Source organism: Candidatus Mycobacterium wuenschmannii, from assembly GCF_030252325.1.
In the GTDB taxonomy this organism is placed as follows: domain Bacteria; phylum Actinomycetota; class Actinomycetes; order Mycobacteriales; family Mycobacteriaceae; genus Mycobacterium; species Mycobacterium wuenschmannii.
In genome coordinates this window covers 2,088,418-2,104,327 of the sequence record NZ_CP126981.1, presented here as the reverse complement: position 1 = coordinate 2,104,327, position 15,910 = coordinate 2,088,418, and the positions used below count along the sequence as shown (strand labels likewise).

Sequence of the window (15,910 nt, the reverse complement as noted above, 5' to 3'; positions counted from 1 at the left end):
ATCGCTGCTAACCATGGAGGCCGTCATTTCCGTCGACAAAGTGCTCAGCGGCGTCCGCGTCCTGGAGGTTGCCGCGTGGACCTTCGTACCGTCTGCCGGCGCCGTACTGGCGGAATGGGGTGCCGAGGTCATCAAGGTCGAGCCACGCGAAGGTGGCGACCCGCAGCGCGGACTGGTCACGATGGGCATCGTTGACGAGGGTGGCGGCACCGTCAACTACATGATCGAGATACCGAATCGGGGGAAAAAGTCGATCGGCGTGGACCTGAGCACTTCGGGCGGCCAGGAGGTGGTTCACAAGCTGGCCGCGACGTGCGACGTGTTTCTCACCAGTTATCTGCCGGCCCGTCGCAAGAAGATGCGCATCGATGTCGATGACATCAAAGCCGCCAACCCGAACATCGTCTACGTCCGCGGATCGGGCCACGGGCCGAAGGGGCCCGATTCGGATAAACCGGGGTACGACGGAGTCTCCTATTGGGCGCGCGGCGGCATCGCGACCATGCTCACCGAGGGCGCGGACGAACTCGTGCGCTCGCGTCCTGCCTTCGGAGATCTGCTCGGGGGCATGACAATTGCGGGCGGCATCGCCGCGGCGCTGTACAAGAAGGCCACGACCGGCGATGGGTCGGTCGTAGATGTTTCCCTACTGGGACTGGCCACGTGGAACCTCAGCCCTGACGTCGCGGTCAGCCAAATCCACGGCGGCAACTCGATCCCTAAATACGGCCACGCCGACGCGCCCAACCCGCTGGTCGGAACCTACCGAACCAAAGACGACCGTTACGTCCAGCTGATGATGCTGCAACTTGACAAGTTCTACCCGGAGGCGATGCACGCTATCGGCCTGTCCGAGCTGATCGAAGACACGCGATTCGCCGATCCCGCAGCGCGATTCGCCAACCGTGCGGAGCTCATCGCACTGATGGACGACGTGTTCGCTCAACGCACGCTCGCCGAATGGCGCGAAGAGTTGGCCGGCATATCCGGCGCCTGGGGCGTGGTGCAGACGCCGGCTGAGCTATGCCACGACCCAGCCGTCACCGCTAATGGCTACGTCGCGAGCACGACGACGATGAACGGTGCGCCGTATGCGTTGCCCACCAATCCCGTTCAGTTCGACGAACAGGCGGTCGTCCCGCCGGGCGCCCCAGAGCACGGTCAGCACACTGAAGAGGTGTTGATGGACGCGGGCTTGGACTGGGACACCATCGTGACCTACAAAGAGACTGGGGCGATCCTGTGAGTCCCGCTGCGCCGCACCCTGTTTCCGGTGAACCCCTGGAATTCGATCCCTTCTCGGAGGATTTCTTCAACGGGGCATTTGACACCTACCGACGGCTGCGCGACACGGCCCCGGTGTATTACAGCGCGAAGTGGGATTTCTGGGCTCTGACCCGTTACGACGACGTCGCCCCGGCGACCAAGGATCACGAACTGTTCTCATCGGCCAAGGGCGCGACACTGGACATGGTTCAGGCCCACGATGACGCGATACCGCTGCCGAAAGTGATCATCTCGATGGACCCACCCGAACATCAGAAGATGCGCAGACTGGTCAGCAATGTGTTCACCCCGCGCGCCATCGCTGCGCTCGAGGGCATGGTCCGCGAGAAAGTCTACGAACGCATCGACGCACTCGATCCCTCGTCGTTCGATGTGGTGGCGGACTTTTCGGCGCTGTTCCCGAACGAGGTCATCACGACCATGCTGGGAGTGCCGAAGCAAGACCGCGATCAGATCCGACGATGGCTCGACCTTTTGCTCGAACGTCATCCCGGTGAGATCGCCACCACCGCAGCAGGCCGGGATGGTTCAATCAAGACCGGGCTGTACTACTACGACCTCGTGCAGCAGCGCCGTGCCGAACCCCGCGACGACATGATCAGCCGCCTTATCGAGACCGAGGTCGAGCGCGACGGCCAGGTCGAGAAGCTCACCGACATCGATATCACCGGATTTGCCACCATGCTTGGAGGAGCGGGCGCAGAGACCGTGACCAAGCTCATCGGTAACGCGATGGTGGCCTTCGCCGATTTCCCCGACCAATGGAGGAAACTGCGCGACGACCGTAGCAAGATTCCCGCGGCGATCGAAGAGCTGTTGCGCTACGAGGCGCCGTCGCAGTACCAAGTGCGGACCGCTACCCGTGACTTCACCCTGCACGGCACAACAATTCCCGAGGGCAGCGCCGTATTGCTTGTCACAGGTTCGGCGACTCGCGACGAGCGGATGTTCCCCGATCCGGATCGGCTGGACATCGACCGAGAGCGCAAGATGGGTTTCAACCTGGCGTTCGGGTACGGCGTGCACAGCTGTCTGGGCGCAGCGCTGGCAAGGATGGAGAGTCGCATCGCGCTGGACGCGCTGCTCGATTTCGTCCCCGAATTCGAAGTCGATCGCAGCGGGCTGCGCAGAGTCGCGATGTCCAACGTGTGCGGGTGGTCGAACGTGCCGATACTAAAGGCCGCCTGACAATGACCTCCGATCGAGTTGCTCTGCACCGCAGAATCGCTCACGCCAAGTGGGAAACCTACGCGCAGGCGCCAGAGGCGAGAAAAATCAGCTACGGCGACGAATGGATCTACGCGCCCGAGGCAGTCATGATGTGCCCGCTGTTCAACGGCGGCGCGGAAAGCCGCATGGCCGACCTCGCTTCCGAAGAAGTCCTCGCGGCCATGCAGAAGTTCGCGCCGGACGGCGATATGTTGACTTGCGAGTTCCGCATGTGGTGGAAGCACATGCCCGACTTCCGTATCGTGACCCCGTTTGACTGCGTGGCCGCCGACTGGGGTTTCGCAGTCCGCGACACGTACGCGGGAACGCTGGCCGATGGCACAGTTCTCACGCTTCACGAGTGGGATTATGTGTGGACCAACGAAGACGGCCACATCATTCGTTGGGACTGGTTTGTCGATTCCCGGCAGTGGTTCCCATTTCTCGAGCTGATTGGCCTCGATCCCAACGGTCTCACGTACGAGGCGTACACCGTGAACTTTCTCCGCAACGGCGGCATAGCGGGGCATGACGATTCGACCGCCCGGAAAGGAGACACACGATGAAATCCGGCACGCGCCTCCAGAGCCAGGTGTGCGACACGCAGGTGATCGTGGTCAAGGCCGCCAATGATCTGACCGACTTGTGGTGCGGTGGAACGGCCATGATCACCCTTGACGCTGATGTCGATCCAACGGCGACCCTCGACCCACGGCTGGCCGAGGGAACCGTGATGGGAAAACGCTGGTTCGATGCAGCGGGTTCGGAAGTTCTCGTGACCAAGCCCGGCGCGGGCACGCTCACACTCGGTGACGTGCCGCTGAGCGTCAAGGACGCGAAGCCGTTGCCCGCCAGCGACTAACGCCGCTTGATTCGATCTACCACGAGACCCCGGACCACGTAAGAGCGGACGAAGTCAGCCACCATGGCGTCGTCGGACATATCGATATTCGGCGACGGGGTGGTGAACAGCGAGAACAGAATTCGCGCGACCCACTCTGTTGCTGACGGGATATCGAGATCGCCGCGTATCTCGCCAGTTCTCTTTGCGGCCGAGAAGTACGGCGCCAGGAACTCGCCGCATTCCTCCAGCAGTGTCGACGCGTTTTTGGTCAGCATCATGTTGACTTCTTCTTTGTCGAAATACAACTCGGGCTCAACGACTCGGCGGGCTTGCGCCACGAAGACGCCGGCCCGAACAAGCTTGTCCTCGAGGGTGCTGCCGCCGTAGCGGTCGATCGCGTGGGCCAGTCTGCGGTAGAAGCTCTGCGATGCGGCTTCCGCGCAATTTTCGACGATGGTCTCCTTGTCCCGGAAATACTCGTAGAACGTGCTCCTGGACACCTCGGCGGCCTTTGCGATGTCGACGATTGTTGTCTTCTGCAGCCCCTGAGTGCGAAAACACGCGAAGGCGGCCGAAATGAGCAGCGCGCGTGTGTCGACCGCAGTCGCGTATGTCATCGGGCCTCGCTTTCGGTGCTCAGTGATCCGGCGCGAGAATCAAGCCGCTCGTCGGAACTCCGGTACCCGACGTCACGAGTACGTGCTCGACGTTGTCGACCTGATTGTGTGATGTGCCGCGTACCTGTCGGACACCCTCGGTGATGCCGTTCATACCGTGGATGTAGGCCTCACCGAGCAATCCACCATTGGTGTTGATCGGCATCCTTCCGCCCAGCGACAATTCCTCCACTGAGACAAAGTCTTTGGCTTCCCCGCGACCGCAGAACCCGAGTTCCTCTAGCTGTGTGAACACGAAGGGCGTGAAGTGGTCGTAGAGGAAGGCTGTCGAAATGTCTTGCGGTTTCAGGCCGGAATCCCGCCACAGCTTATCGCCGACGACGCCCATCTCGGGCAGTCCGGTGATGCTCTCGCGGTAGTAACTGGTCATGACCTCGCCGTCGTAGGCCGCGCCTTGAGCGGCGGCGGTGATGACCGCGGGCGGCTTGGCGAGGTCCCTCGCCCGCTCCACGCTGGTCACCACCATCGCAACGCCGCCGTCGCTTTCCTGACAGCAGTCGAGCAACCTGAGCACGGGATCGATGATCCATCGCGATTGTTGATGCTGCTCAATGGTTATCGGCTTGCCGTAGAACCAGGCGTCGGGGTTTTTCGCGGCGTGCTTGCGATCGATCACCGAGATCTTGCCGAAGTCAGCGTTGGTCACACCGTATGTCGTCATATAGCGCTGCGCATGCAGAGCGACCCACGCGGCCGGCGTCATGAAACCGAACGGGGCGTACGGTGCCATCCACAGCGGGGTGACACCTGCCTGGCGGCCGGCGCCGCCGAACCGAAAACCTGAGCGTTCGTTGAACGCCCGGTAGCACACGACAGCCTCGGCCACACCGGTCGCGACGGCCATCGCGGCCTGCATCACTGTTCCCGCGGCCGCGCCGCCCCCGTGCGGAACTCGGGTGAAGAACGTCAGATCGCGTATGCCGACATTGCGGGCGACCTCGATCTCTTCGTTGTCGTCGACGCTGAAGGTGACCATGCCGTCGATGTCGGCGGGGCGCAGGCCCGCGTCAGCGATCGCGGCTTTGACAGCCTCACAGGCCAGCTGCATTTCGCTGCGGCCCGATTCTTTGGAGAACTCGGTTTGACCGATTCCCGCGAGGGCTGCCTTCCCGCCGATGCCGGCACTCATGCATTCACGCCTTCGAGCAGGCTGAGTAGTGCGGTGCCCGAGACGTGGTCGCCAAGGCTGTTGGTGCCCTTGAAGGTAACCTCGACAAAGCCTTCGTCGTTGGTCGACGACTTGTCTGTGACCGAGCCGGTGAAGCGCATCGGATCATTCGGGTACGCCGGCACGCCCAGTCGAATGGACAGCTTCTTGACCATCGCTTCGGGGCCGGCCCAATCGTGCAGAAACTTCACACAGAGCCCGTTCGTCGTCAGGATGTTGAGGAAAATGTCTTTGGAGCCTTGGGAATTGGCGAAGTCGCGGTCGTGGTGGACTGGCATGTAGTCGCGGGATGCGATGGCGCCTGCGACGATCAGGGTGGTGGTCACCGGGACGTCCATCGGGGTGACTTCGTCACCCACCGTGATGCTGTCCCAGGCGAGGGTCTTGGTGCGGTCGACGGTGGAGGTCATTTCATTCCTTCCGGGTATGCGGTGCCGAGCCTGGCAAGTTGCTGGGGTGCTGAACCGAGCGAGAGCTCGATTTGTTTGGCCCACAGGAAATATCGGTGCAGTAGGTACGTGACGTCGATACCCATGCCGCCGTGGACCTGCTGTGCGGATGCGACGACTCGTGCTCCCGCCTCGGCGGCCCAGAACTTGGCGATGGCCGCTTCGCGGGTCGCGGGCCGGCCCTCGGCGATGAGCCACGCCGCGTGCCAGGTGGTCCAGCGAATGGCCTCGACGTCGATGAACGCATCGGCCAGCCGCTGCTGTACGGCCTGGAATGAGCCGATGGGCCTGCCGAATTGTTCGCGCTCGCTGGTGTAGGAGGCGGCGATCTTCAGCGCGCGTTCGGTCACGCCAACCTGTATCGCGCAGAGTCCTATGAGCGCCCGGTTGTACAGTTCCGCGACGGCGTTGACCCCGCCGGCGGCGTTGAGCCGGCGTGCGACGGCTCCGGTGAGTTCGACGTCGGCGTAGGGCTCACCGTTGGTGGTACCTGCCGCGGTGACCGTGACGCCGTCGGCCGATGTGTCGACGAGAAACAGTCCGGGTCCATCGTCGGCACGCGCCGAGATCACGATGGCGCCGGCGAGCTGCGCCGCGGGTACGAGCTCCTTGCTGCCGTCGAGGATCCAGGTGTCGCCTTCCGCGCGCGCGGTGGTGCGCGGCGACGTCGGGTCGGAGTTGTTCGGCTCGGCGAGTGCGGCGGTCAGGATCAGCTCGCCGCTGATCACCTTCGGCAGGTACTGCTGATGAAGGGCCGAGTCGCCATGCCGCGCAAGGGCATCCGCGCCGAGGATGAGAGTCGCGTAGACCGGGATCGGGGCGACGCTCCAGCCGACTTCGGCGAGCAGTACGCAGAGTTCGAGGAAGTCGCCCCCGCTGCCGCCGACTGATTCAGGCAGCGCGATGCCCAGCAGGTCCGACGCGGCCAACTCGCGCCACAGCGCGTCGTCATGGCGAACCTTGCCCGCCTCAAGCTCAGAGAGATGTTCGGGCGTCGCGCGATGTTCGAAGAGCTGACGGGCAACCTTGCCGACGGTTTCTTGCTCTTCGGTGAAGGAAAAGTCCATGCTGGATTAACGCCTCGCTTATCAACTGGCAGGCCGGAACTGATGCAGCACCAGCTCGTCACCGCTCGGGATGGCTTCGAATTTTTCGTAAAAGACTTCGACGGGCATACCGACCTCGATGTCGGAGGGGTCGATATCGCAGAGGTTCGAGACGATCCGTACGCCCTCGTCCAGCTCGACCAGAACCACGACGTAGGGATATTGGAGAAAGGGCAGCGGGGGGTACTGCGGCATCACAAAGCTGTACACCGTTCCGCGCCCGGTCGATTCGACGAAATCCCAATTGAGGGACTGGCAGTTACCGCACATCGGCCGTGGCGGGACCCGCAACGTATTGCAGTCGGTGCACCGCTGAATCCGTAGCTTGTGATCCTTGAGCCCCGACCAGAAGAATTCGGTGTCCGGGCTGATCGACGGGGCGAGTCGGGTGGCCATCAGCTTCCTGTCTTGAATCGGAGCGTGCGAAAACGCTGGCGGCCGATCACTTCACCGTTCTGATCGCGATAAGTGGTGATCCAGGTGACGAAGTAGCCTTTGCCCATCGCCGTCGTCTTCTCGTCGGAGATCGTCTCGAACACCGTCTCGGCGGTGATGTCGTCGCCGACTCTCGGGTAGCGCTCCAGCTCGAACTCGGAGTTGGTCGCGACGGTCCCGGTGTACCCCGCGTCGGTGAGGAACTGCAGCGGGTTCTCCTTGAGCACGACGGGAACTCCGCCGCGCTCGTGGATACCGACCAGCTTGGGTGGCGCCATCGTCCAGGACTGCAGCATGACGGGAGGCGAGACAAGGCCGCCGTAGCGTGAGGATGTGGCGAACTCCTGGTCCAGATATGCCGGGTTCATGTCGTCGAGGGCGTAGGCCCAGTGCCGGATCATGGCCGCGTTGACCGGATCTGGTGCTTTAGCCGGCCCTCCGACACTGATGGGCTTGCCGATCAGCGCGTCCAGGCGCTCGCGAAGGTCGTCGTTCGATGTCTCGGTCACGGGTGTGGAACCTGCCTTTCAGGATGCGTTGGCCCGCATGTCCCGGGGTGCGCGCGGCATCCCGAGACCGGCCATGGCGATGATGTCGCGTTGAAGCTCGTTGGCTCCGCCGCCGAATGTGTTGATGACTGCCATGCGGTAGGCGCCTTCCAGCTCGCCCTTGAGTGGGGCCGCTGCGTCGTTGCGCACGCCGGCTTGCCCAACGACTTCAAGAAGTTCGCGGGCGACCTGCTGGGTGAGCTCGGTGCCGAACACCTTCGCCGCGGACGCCTCGCCCATGCCAAGCGCGCCGGCACTCATGGTCGCGTTCACCCGCAGGTTCAGCAGACGGTAGGCGGCAACCTGCGCTTCGACTCGGGCTAAAGCCTGTTGAACCCAAGGCTTTTCGATGACCATGCCGTCGTCGAGCGGTGTGGTCGACGCCCATTCGAGGGTCTTGCGGAATAGAGGCTCCAACGCCCCGAGATTGCCCAGGGCGGCGCGCTCCAGGTTGAGCTGGTTGGTCACCAGGGTCCACCCTTGGTTCTCGCCGAGCACGATGGCGCTCTCCGGTACCCGGACGTCGTCGTAGAACGTGTAGTAGGTGGAGACACCCGGCATGGTGCGCAGGGGCTTCCAGGAGAAGCCGGGGGAGTCGGTCGGCACGATGAACAGCGTGATTCCCTTGTGCTTCTTGGCCGTCGGATCGGTGCGTGCCGCCAGCCAGACGTAGTCGGCGAACTCGGCGCCACTGGTGAACATCTTGGAGCCGTTTATGACGAACTCGCCGCCGTCGCGCACTGCGGTGGTACGCAACGACGCGAGGTCGCTGCCTGCGCCCGGTTCTGAGTAACCGATGGCGAACTCGACCGTGCCCTTGAGAATGGCGGGAAGAAATCTGGCTTTCTGCTCCTCGGTGCCGTACTGAATGAGCGTGGGGCCCACGGTGTTCAGGGTGATCATTGGTAACGGAGCGTTCACCCTCCGAGCTTCCTCGGAGAAGATGTACTGCTCGAGCGCCGTCAGCCCGCCGCCTCCGAATTCAACCGGCCACGCGACGCCGAGAAGCCCGGCATCACCGAGTGCGCGCCTGCACTCGGACATCGCGTCGCCTCCCTCCATGAGTTTGGCGACGGCGGCGCGACGCTCGGGCGTCATCACCGCCTCTAGGCGAGTGCGGTAGTCCTTGCGGAGCTGTTCCTGTTCCGGTGTGTAGTCGAAGTCCATCAGTTGCCCGTCCCTAGTCGAATCGGCATACGTTTCACGCCGGGCACCATGGTGGCGCGCAGTCGCGTCACGTCACCGGTGAGTTCGAGCGTCGGGTAGGTGCCCAGCAAAACCTCAAACATCACCCGAGCCTCCAGCCGCGCGAGCTGCGCACCGAGGCAGGCGTGCTCGCCGGCCCCGAATGCGATGTGCGGGTTGGGGTTACGGGTGATGTCGAATTCTTCGGCCGTCGGTCCAAAGATCTCTTCGTCGCGGTTCGCGGCGCCGTAGAGCATGACCACGGTGTCGCCGGCCTTGATCTGCTGACCGCGGATCTCGACATCCGCAGTGGCGCAGCGGGCCATGTGCGTCACCGGGCTGGTGAATCGCAGCATCTCCTCGACTGCGCTCGGCATCAGCGACGGGTCGGCGCGCAGCAGCGCCAACTGGTCGGGGTGGTCGATCAGCGCCAGCGTGCCCAGGGCGATGAGGTTGCGGGTCGTTTCGTTGCCGGCGACCAACAGAAGGAAGGAGAAGTTGAGCAAATCGGCATCGGTGAGTTGCTCACCGTCGACCTCGGCGGCGGCCAGGATGCTCAGTAGATCGTCCTGACCACTGACTTCACCGGATCGCCGCGCGGCAATGAGCTTGGTGAAGTATTCGTACAGCTCGGCGAGCGCGACCATCGAGTCCATCTCGATATCCGGATCGGCGCTGCCGACTGCAGCATCGGACCAGGCGCGGAATTGTTCCCAGTCTTCTGCTGGTGCGCCGAGCATTTCGGCGATCAGCCGGGTTGGCAAAGGGGCGGCGATCTCCTCGGCGAACTCGTACTCGCGCGAAGTGTCGACGCCGTCGACGATGCCTTGAACGATCTGGCGCACCTTCGGCTCGAGCAACTGCACCTGCCTCCGAGTGAAGCCGGAGTTGATGAGCTTCCGGAGCTGCCGGTGGCGCGGGGGATCGGTGAAGATCAGGTTCCCCTCCTGAACGGGTTCAGGCTGATTGGGATCAGGAATTGAAATGCCCTTGGTCGAGGAGAAGGTCAGGGGGTGGCCCGACACGTAGCGGACGTCCTCGTACTTCAACAGCGCCCAGAAGTTCGTGACGTCGTTCCAGACGACGGGCGTTGTGTTGCGAAGTTCCCGGTAGATCGGGTAAGGATCCCCGGCGTAAAAGTCCGGAGAGTGCAAGGGAACGGTTGTGGTGGGCACCGTATGCCTTCCTTGGGATAGCTGACGGCTGGTCGGACAGATAAAGTAAGAATGTCCGTTTCCATGGTGTCTACAGGAAACGTGTCGAGTCTGTCAATTACGCGAGAGTTGCTCAAAATATGGTGAATTGCCCGTTGACGGCCTTGCGGTAATCGGTGTACACACAATTTGAGTATGTAAGTTCTCACTGCGGTCTGTCTGCGCCGTACCACGATCATGCGATTAGGAAGGCAGGTTGGGGATGGCCGGGTCGGCTTCTCTCATCGACGCCTACGGGCACTACATCAACGGGCGCTGGACCGATCCCGACAGTGGGCGCTACGAGGTGTTCAACCCCGCCACCGAAGCAGTGATCGAAACGGCTCCGGACGCCAGCGTGACCCAGGTGGATGAGGCGGTCGCGGCGGCGAGGTCCGCTTTCGACAACGGCCCGTGGCCCACTCTTGAACCCGCCGAACGCGGTCGATGCCTGCAGCAGCTCAGCGATGCCCTGATGGCGCGTGGTGAGGAGATTTACGCCCTGGCGCAGGCCGAGTGGGGATGCGCCGAGAACGAGCGTCTGATCCACGTCGAGGGTCCGGCATTCATGGTCGGTCACGCCGCCGAACTCGCCGTGGAGCCTGCCGAGTCGCCGATGGACGTGTGGGGTGCCGCGGGCACTACGTTGCTGCGGTACGAACCGCTCGGTGTGGTGGCGGCCATGACGCCGTGGAACTTTCCGCACACCCTTAACGTCATGAAACTTGGCGCGGCGCTCGCGGCGGGAAATACGCTGGTGCTCAAGCCTTCACCGCTGACACCTTTGGCGGGGCTTGCGCTGGCTCGCATCATCGATGAGAACACCGACATCCCACCCGGCGTCGTCAACGTCGTGACGCCGGCCGGCGTCGAGGCCAGCAGGCGTCTGACGCTCGATCCCCGCGTCGATATGGTCAGCTTCACGGGCAGCTCGGCGGTTGGTCGCGACGTGATGGCGAGTGCCGCGACCACCATGAAACGCGTGCTGCTGGAATGCGGGGGGAAGTCGGCGACGGTGCTGATGCCCGACGTCGAGGTCACCGACGAACTGCTGGAGCGCCTGCTGTTCGAGGGATGCACGATGCATGCCGGTCAGGCGTGCATTCTCAACAGCAGGTTGCTGCTACCCGAAGGTATCCACGAAGACGTGGTGGGCCGGCTTGCGGAGCTGGCTCGCGCAGTTGTGCTCGGAGACCCGGTCGATCCTGCGGTCACCATGGGGCCGTTGATCAGCCGTGAACACCTCGATCGTGTCGAGGGGTTCGTCAAACGCGCGGAAGCCGACGGCGCGACGGTAGTGACCGGGGGATCACGTCCCAAGGATCTGAGCAGCGGCTTCTACTTCGAGCCGACGATTCTCACTGACACCTCGGCCGATTCGTACATCGCGCAGGAGGAGGTGTTCGGTCCCGTGCTGACCGTGTTGCGATACCGCGACGACGACGACGCGGTGGCCATCGCCAACAACTCGGCCTACGGGCTCGGCGGCGCAGTGTGGGGGAGCGATATCGAGCGTGCGGTGGCCGTCGCCCGACGGATAAGGACCGGACAGATATCAATCAACGGCACCATCCCAGGAGACGCGCCATTCGGGGGATTCAAGCAGAGCGGAATCGGACGAGAGGGCGGTGTGATGGGGTTGCGGGCTTATATGGAGCCCAAGGCCATCGGGATACCGGCGTGACCCGGCCACTAGAGGGTGTGCGCGTCGTCGAGCTGGCATCCGAGATCGCCGGCCCCTACTGCGCAAAACTTCTCGTCGACCTGGGTGCCGATGTGTGCAAGGTCGAGCCACCGTCGGGCGATCCGCTGCGTCACTGGGGCCCGTTTCCCGACGGCCGCCCAGATCCGAACCGCAGCGGGCTGTTCGAGTATCTGAATGCCGGAAAGCATGGTCTCACATTAGATTTCACCGATGACGGTGATCTCGCTGCCGCGCAAAGGCTCATCTCCAACGCCGACGTTCTCGTCGAAGACCTTCCGGCCGGGGTCGCGGAGCGTCGGCAGTGGGGTCTCGACGCGGACACCCTCGAGCAACTCAATCCGAATCTGGTCGTGGCGAGGATCTCGAACTTCGGCCAAGAGGGACCGCTGCGCGAACGGGTGACGACCCCACTGACACTTCAGGCGGCGGCAGGGTGGATCAACGTCCGCGAGCCCGGCCGTCCGCCGGTACAATCCGGCGCCCGCATCCCGGAGTACATCGCGGGCGGCTATGCGGCGCTGGGGGCGCTCACCGCACTGCGCGTTGCGGCCGCTCGGACGAACCGGCCAGTAGAGGTCGACGTCTCGATGTTCGAGTCGCTGTTGTCGACACTTCCGTATCCGATGATGATGGCCGCGCGGCTGAAAAGCCTTAATCTGCCTACGAATTCCAAGGCTGCGCCGATGCTGGGTATCGTGCGGGCGGGTGATGGCTGGATAGGTATCAACTGTTTGACCGGTCAGCACTGGCTCGATGTGTGCGCGATGGTAGGGCTGCCCGAGTTCGGCGAGCATCAGCTTGCGATCATGCTCGGCGGCCCCGAGCGCGACGAGTTCTTCGCCAAGGCCCAGCCCTTCCTGGAGTCGATGTCCGTGGCGGACCTGGTCGAGTTGAGTCAGGCGATGCGGATACCCGCAGCGCCGATTTCCCAGGGCGACACCATCCTGGATTGTCCGCAGTACGCGCAGCGAGGATTCTTCATCGAGTCGGCGTCGAAAGAATGGCAGTTCACCAGACCCGGTGCGCCCTTTCGGTTTTCGAAGACGCCGGTCCCCCCGCCGTTAACGGCACCCACCACGGGGGCAGCGACGCTGCCCGCTGAATGGACTGAGCGTGACGCACACCGCCCAGACGACGCAGAGTTGGACGTGGCACAGCCGTTCGCCGGACTGAAGGTGTTCGACCTGAGCACCTTCTGGGCTGGGGCGTATCTGACGTGCTACCTCGGCGCGTTCGGGGCCGACGTGGTCAAGGTCGAGTCCATCCAGCGGCCCGACGGACATCGCTACTCGGGTTCGCTGTTGCGTTCCGGCGACGACTGGTACGAGTGCGGACCGCTATGGCAGGGAACCAATCTCAACAAGCGCGACATCACGCTGGACCTCACGTCTGCGGCGGGTCGAGAATTGGCGTTGCGATTGGCTGCTGAAGCCGACGTCGTGGTGGAGAACTTCTCACCGCGCGTGGTTGAGCAATTCGGCTTGGATTACGACTCCCTCGCATGTGTCAACCCCGGCGTGATCATGGTGCGGATGCCGGGTTTCGGACTCGAGGGCCCGTGGCGCGATTATGTGGGCTGGGCTTTGAACATCGAACAGGTGTCCGGCATGTCCGCTTCGACCGGCTACGGCGACGGACCGCCGTGCAATCTGCAAGGGCCCGCCGACCCGATCGCCGGTGTGCATGCGTGCGTCGCCTTGCTGGCAGCCCTCGAGCACCGGCGGTCCACGGGCGAGGGGCAGTTGATCGAGGCCGCGCAGATCGAAGTCGGTGCCGCCGTGACCGCGGAACCCGTGATCGAGTACTCACTGACGCATCGCGTACGTGAGCGGGAGGGAAATCGGCACCGCTCTTACGCGCAGGGGGTCTATCCAACCAACCATGAGGATGAGTGGGTCGCCATTTCGGTTCGCGACGACGCCGACTGGGCCGCCGTCGCCGATCTGATCGACCGGTCGGAACTGAAGGACGATCCGTTGTTTTCGTCGCAACAGGCTCGACTCGATAACCATGATGCGTTTGACGACGTGCTCACTCAGTGGACTGGGACGCGGGAACCCGATGACGTCGCCGACACCTTCCGCGGCCGGGGCGTGCCTGCTGAGCGACTGCTTGCTGCAGACCGGATGTATGACGTCGACCAGCTCGAGGCCCGCGGTTTCTACGAGGAGCTCGAGCATCCGCTCTCAGGTCGACAACGGTTCCCCGGCTGGCCTTTTCGGCTCAAGCCCGGACCAGCGCACCATCACCGCACGGCGTCACCGACACTCGGCCAGCACAACGACGAAGTGCTCGGCGCCCTTGGGGTATCGGCTGACGGGCTGGCAGAACTGCGCGAACAACGGGTGATCGGCGAGCGGCTGCTCGACGGGTAAGAGTTGCGTCGTCAGGCGTCGACCATCGCGGCGATGGTGTCTACGACACACGCAGGCCGTTCGCTTCCTTCGACTTCAACGGTGACCCGCACGGTGGCGCGCCCGCCCTTGTCGTTCCGCTCCACCTTCACCAGCTCTGCCCCTGCCCGGATCCGGGAATCGACAGGCACCGGCGCAGGGAAGCGCAGTTTGTCCGAGCCGTAGTTGACTTGCATCGCAAGACCGGTTATGCGGTATATCTGTTGTACGAGAATAGGTACCAGCGACAAGGTCAGATAGCCGTGCGCGATGGTAGACCCGTAGGGGCCGGCCGCTGCCTTTTCCGGATCGACATGAATCCATTGATGATCTCCGGTCGCCTCAGCGAATAGATCGATTTCCTTCTGTGTCACCTGGTGCCAGTCGCTGTAGCCAAGGTGTTGGCCGACGTGCGCCTCGAAGCCCGCGATCCCGTCATACTCGGTCGGAGAGGCGGGCGCCTGCGTCACGCCGGGACCTTGAGTTTCAGCTGCTCGATGGCGTTACCGCCCATGATCTTTGCTTTCGCGGACTCCGAGACTCCCTCGAGGCGGTCGACGAAACTCAACGGGTCGCCGATGCCTTCGGGGTGCGGGAAGTCCGAGCCGAACATCACGTGATCTTCGCCCATGATCTCGACGATGCCCTTGACGTCGTCTTCGAGGAACGGGTGGATGTAGATGTTGCGCTTGAACACCTCTACGGGATGCTCGTCGAACTCCTTGGGCATGATCTTGTATGCGGTGTTGAGTTGCTCGAGCAGGTTGCGCACCCAGCCGCTGCCGTTTTCGACGCAGAGGATCTTCAGGTCGGGGAAGCGCGACAACGCGCCGTGGCAGATCATCGCGGCCAAGGTGTCTTCGATCGCCCGGTGGCCCATCACGACCTCGCGGAGGGCACTCGGCTTGAAGGACAGATACTCGTCGCCGCCCTCCCACTCCATGAGGTGTTTCTGATAGCCGCTGTCGGAGGCGTGCATCGTGACCGGCATGCCCGTGTTGACCACTTCTTCCCAGAACGGGTCGAACTCCGGCAGACCCATGGAGCGTGATCCGCCGAAGCGGCTGGGCACTGGCGCGGGACGGACCAGGAACGTTTTCATGCCGTTGTCGCGGCACCAATGCAATTCGTTGATCGCCTCGTCTACGAGGGGCAGGCAGATCACAGGGGTCGGGAAGATTCGGTCTTTATAGTTGAACGTCCAATGCTCGAGCATCCATTCGTTGAGCGCGTGGATGATCGCGTGGGTGAGGATGACGTCGTCGGTGGTGCGTTCCTCGATGAGACTCGCCAGCGTCGGGTACATCACGCACTGGTCGATGCCCAGTTCGTCCATCAATTCCAGTCGCGGTGCGGGTGCCTGGTAGGCAGGGATGACATCCATTGCCTCACCGATGAATTGGCGGAAGTCGAGGCCCTCCGGATTGTTGCCCAGGAAGTAGTCCTCAGCGCTACCCGGTCGCGCGACCCGCGCGAACGTCGGGTTGGGAATCATATGACTGATGTGGTCTTTGACGACGAGCTTGGGCCGGCCGCCGACGTCGACGTAGCCGACTTTGCCGCGGTGCGCCTTCGGCAGGTGCTTCGTGAGCGCGTCCTCGGTTTCATACATGTGGTTGTCGATGTCGAAAACCGGATACGGCAGAGACCGGGAAGACATTGAACTTTCCTCCTGAACAGCGAATATGATCATTTACGCTAAGTGAGAACG

General features: G+C 63.1%; 16 protein-coding genes. 6 read left to right on the top strand and 10 right to left on the bottom strand.

The window, feature by feature from the left end; all coding sequences use genetic code 11:
* The first annotated feature begins 13 nt into the window (after positions 1-13).
* From PT015_RS10005 to PT015_RS09990, 4 genes are read left to right on the top strand one after another with little or no spacing between them, the layout of a single operon-like run.
* Entirely contained in the window at positions 14-1,246 is a 1,233-nt protein-coding gene (locus PT015_RS10005; RefSeq protein ID WP_285190461.1) for a CaiB/BaiF CoA transferase family protein, read from the top strand.
* Positions 1,243-2,475 carry a cytochrome P450 gene (locus PT015_RS10000; protein WP_285190460.1) on the top strand — a complete coding sequence of 411 codons (1,233 nt, stop codon included), beginning with the start codon at positions 1,243-1,245 and terminating at the stop codon, positions 2,473-2,475. The genes PT015_RS10005 and PT015_RS10000 overlap by 4 nt, the downstream gene beginning before the upstream one ends.
* Entirely contained in the window at positions 2,442-3,062 is a 621-nt protein-coding gene (locus PT015_RS09995) for a hypothetical protein (RefSeq protein ID WP_285190459.1), read from the top strand. The genes PT015_RS10000 and PT015_RS09995 overlap by 34 nt, the downstream gene beginning before the upstream one ends.
* Positions 3,059-3,358: a hypothetical protein gene (locus PT015_RS09990; protein ID WP_285190458.1), complete on the top strand. Its 300-nt coding sequence runs from the start codon at positions 3,059-3,061 to the stop codon at positions 3,356-3,358. Before PT015_RS09995 ends, PT015_RS09990 begins: the two co-directional genes overlap by 4 nt.
* Here PT015_RS09990 and PT015_RS09985 read toward each other — a convergent pair.
* The 8 genes from PT015_RS09985 to PT015_RS09950 are packed head-to-tail and all read right to left on the bottom strand — an operon-like array spanning position 3,355 to position 10,062.
* Positions 3,355-3,957 carry a TetR/AcrR family transcriptional regulator gene (locus tag PT015_RS09985; protein ID WP_285190457.1) on the bottom strand — a complete coding sequence of 201 codons (603 nt, stop codon included), beginning with the start codon at positions 3,955-3,957 and terminating at the stop codon, positions 3,355-3,357. The two genes, PT015_RS09990 and PT015_RS09985, sit on opposite strands and share 4 nt — an antisense overlap.
* A 19-nt stretch (positions 3,958-3,976) precedes the next feature.
* Complete coding sequence (locus tag PT015_RS09980) at positions 3,977-5,146, bottom strand: lipid-transfer protein (RefSeq protein WP_285190456.1); 1,170 nt, start codon at positions 5,144-5,146, stop codon at positions 3,977-3,979.
* Positions 5,143-5,595, bottom strand: a complete 453-nt coding sequence (locus PT015_RS09975; RefSeq protein ID WP_285190455.1) for a MaoC family dehydratase — start codon at positions 5,593-5,595, stop codon at positions 5,143-5,145. The genes PT015_RS09980 and PT015_RS09975 overlap by 4 nt, the downstream gene beginning before the upstream one ends.
* Positions 5,592-6,701 carry an acyl-CoA dehydrogenase family protein gene (locus PT015_RS09970; RefSeq protein WP_285190454.1) on the bottom strand — a complete coding sequence of 370 codons (1,110 nt, stop codon included), beginning with the start codon at positions 6,699-6,701 and terminating at the stop codon, positions 5,592-5,594. The genes PT015_RS09975 and PT015_RS09970 overlap by 4 nt, the downstream gene beginning before the upstream one ends.
* A gap of 21 nt (positions 6,702-6,722) precedes the next feature.
* Entirely contained in the window at positions 6,723-7,136 is a 414-nt protein-coding gene (locus PT015_RS09965) for a Zn-ribbon domain-containing OB-fold protein (RefSeq protein WP_285190453.1), read from the bottom strand.
* Positions 7,136-7,684 (bottom strand): FAS1-like dehydratase domain-containing protein, encoded by a 549-nt coding sequence (locus PT015_RS09960; RefSeq protein WP_285190452.1) that lies wholly within the window; start codon positions 7,682-7,684, stop codon positions 7,136-7,138. Before PT015_RS09960 ends, PT015_RS09965 begins: the two co-directional genes overlap by 1 nt.
* A gap of 18 nt (positions 7,685-7,702) precedes the next feature.
* Complete coding sequence (locus PT015_RS09955) at positions 7,703-8,890, bottom strand: acyl-CoA dehydrogenase family protein (protein WP_285190451.1); 1,188 nt, start codon at positions 8,888-8,890, stop codon at positions 7,703-7,705.
* Positions 8,890-10,062, bottom strand: a complete 1,173-nt coding sequence (locus tag PT015_RS09950) for a cytochrome P450 (RefSeq protein ID WP_285191035.1) — start codon at positions 10,060-10,062, stop codon at positions 8,890-8,892. The genes PT015_RS09955 and PT015_RS09950 overlap by 1 nt, the downstream gene beginning before the upstream one ends.
* Before the next feature lie 262 nt (positions 10,063-10,324).
* Between PT015_RS09950 and PT015_RS09945 the strand changes: the two genes are divergently transcribed.
* Together PT015_RS09945 and PT015_RS09940 are read left to right on the top strand one after the other, a co-directional pair.
* On the top strand, positions 10,325-11,785 hold the full coding sequence (locus tag PT015_RS09945; protein ID WP_285190450.1) for an aldehyde dehydrogenase family protein: 1,461 nt from the start codon (positions 10,325-10,327) through the stop codon (positions 11,783-11,785).
* The gene (locus PT015_RS09940; protein ID WP_285190449.1) at positions 11,782-14,181 is read left to right on the top strand and encodes a CaiB/BaiF CoA transferase family protein; all 2,400 of its coding nucleotides are present in this window, start codon (positions 11,782-11,784) and stop codon (positions 14,179-14,181) included. The genes PT015_RS09945 and PT015_RS09940 overlap by 4 nt, the downstream gene beginning before the upstream one ends.
* Before the next feature lie 11 nt (positions 14,182-14,192).
* Here the strand turns inward: PT015_RS09940 and PT015_RS09935 are convergent, their stop codons facing one another.
* Together PT015_RS09935 and PT015_RS09930 are read right to left on the bottom strand one after the other, a co-directional pair.
* Positions 14,193-14,669 carry a MaoC family dehydratase gene (locus PT015_RS09935; protein WP_285190448.1) on the bottom strand — a complete coding sequence of 159 codons (477 nt, stop codon included), beginning with the start codon at positions 14,667-14,669 and terminating at the stop codon, positions 14,193-14,195.
* Positions 14,666-15,859 (bottom strand): amidohydrolase family protein, encoded by a 1,194-nt coding sequence (locus PT015_RS09930; protein ID WP_285190447.1) that lies wholly within the window; start codon positions 15,857-15,859, stop codon positions 14,666-14,668. Before PT015_RS09930 ends, PT015_RS09935 begins: the two co-directional genes overlap by 4 nt.
* Between the last annotated feature and the right edge of the window lie 51 nt (positions 15,860-15,910).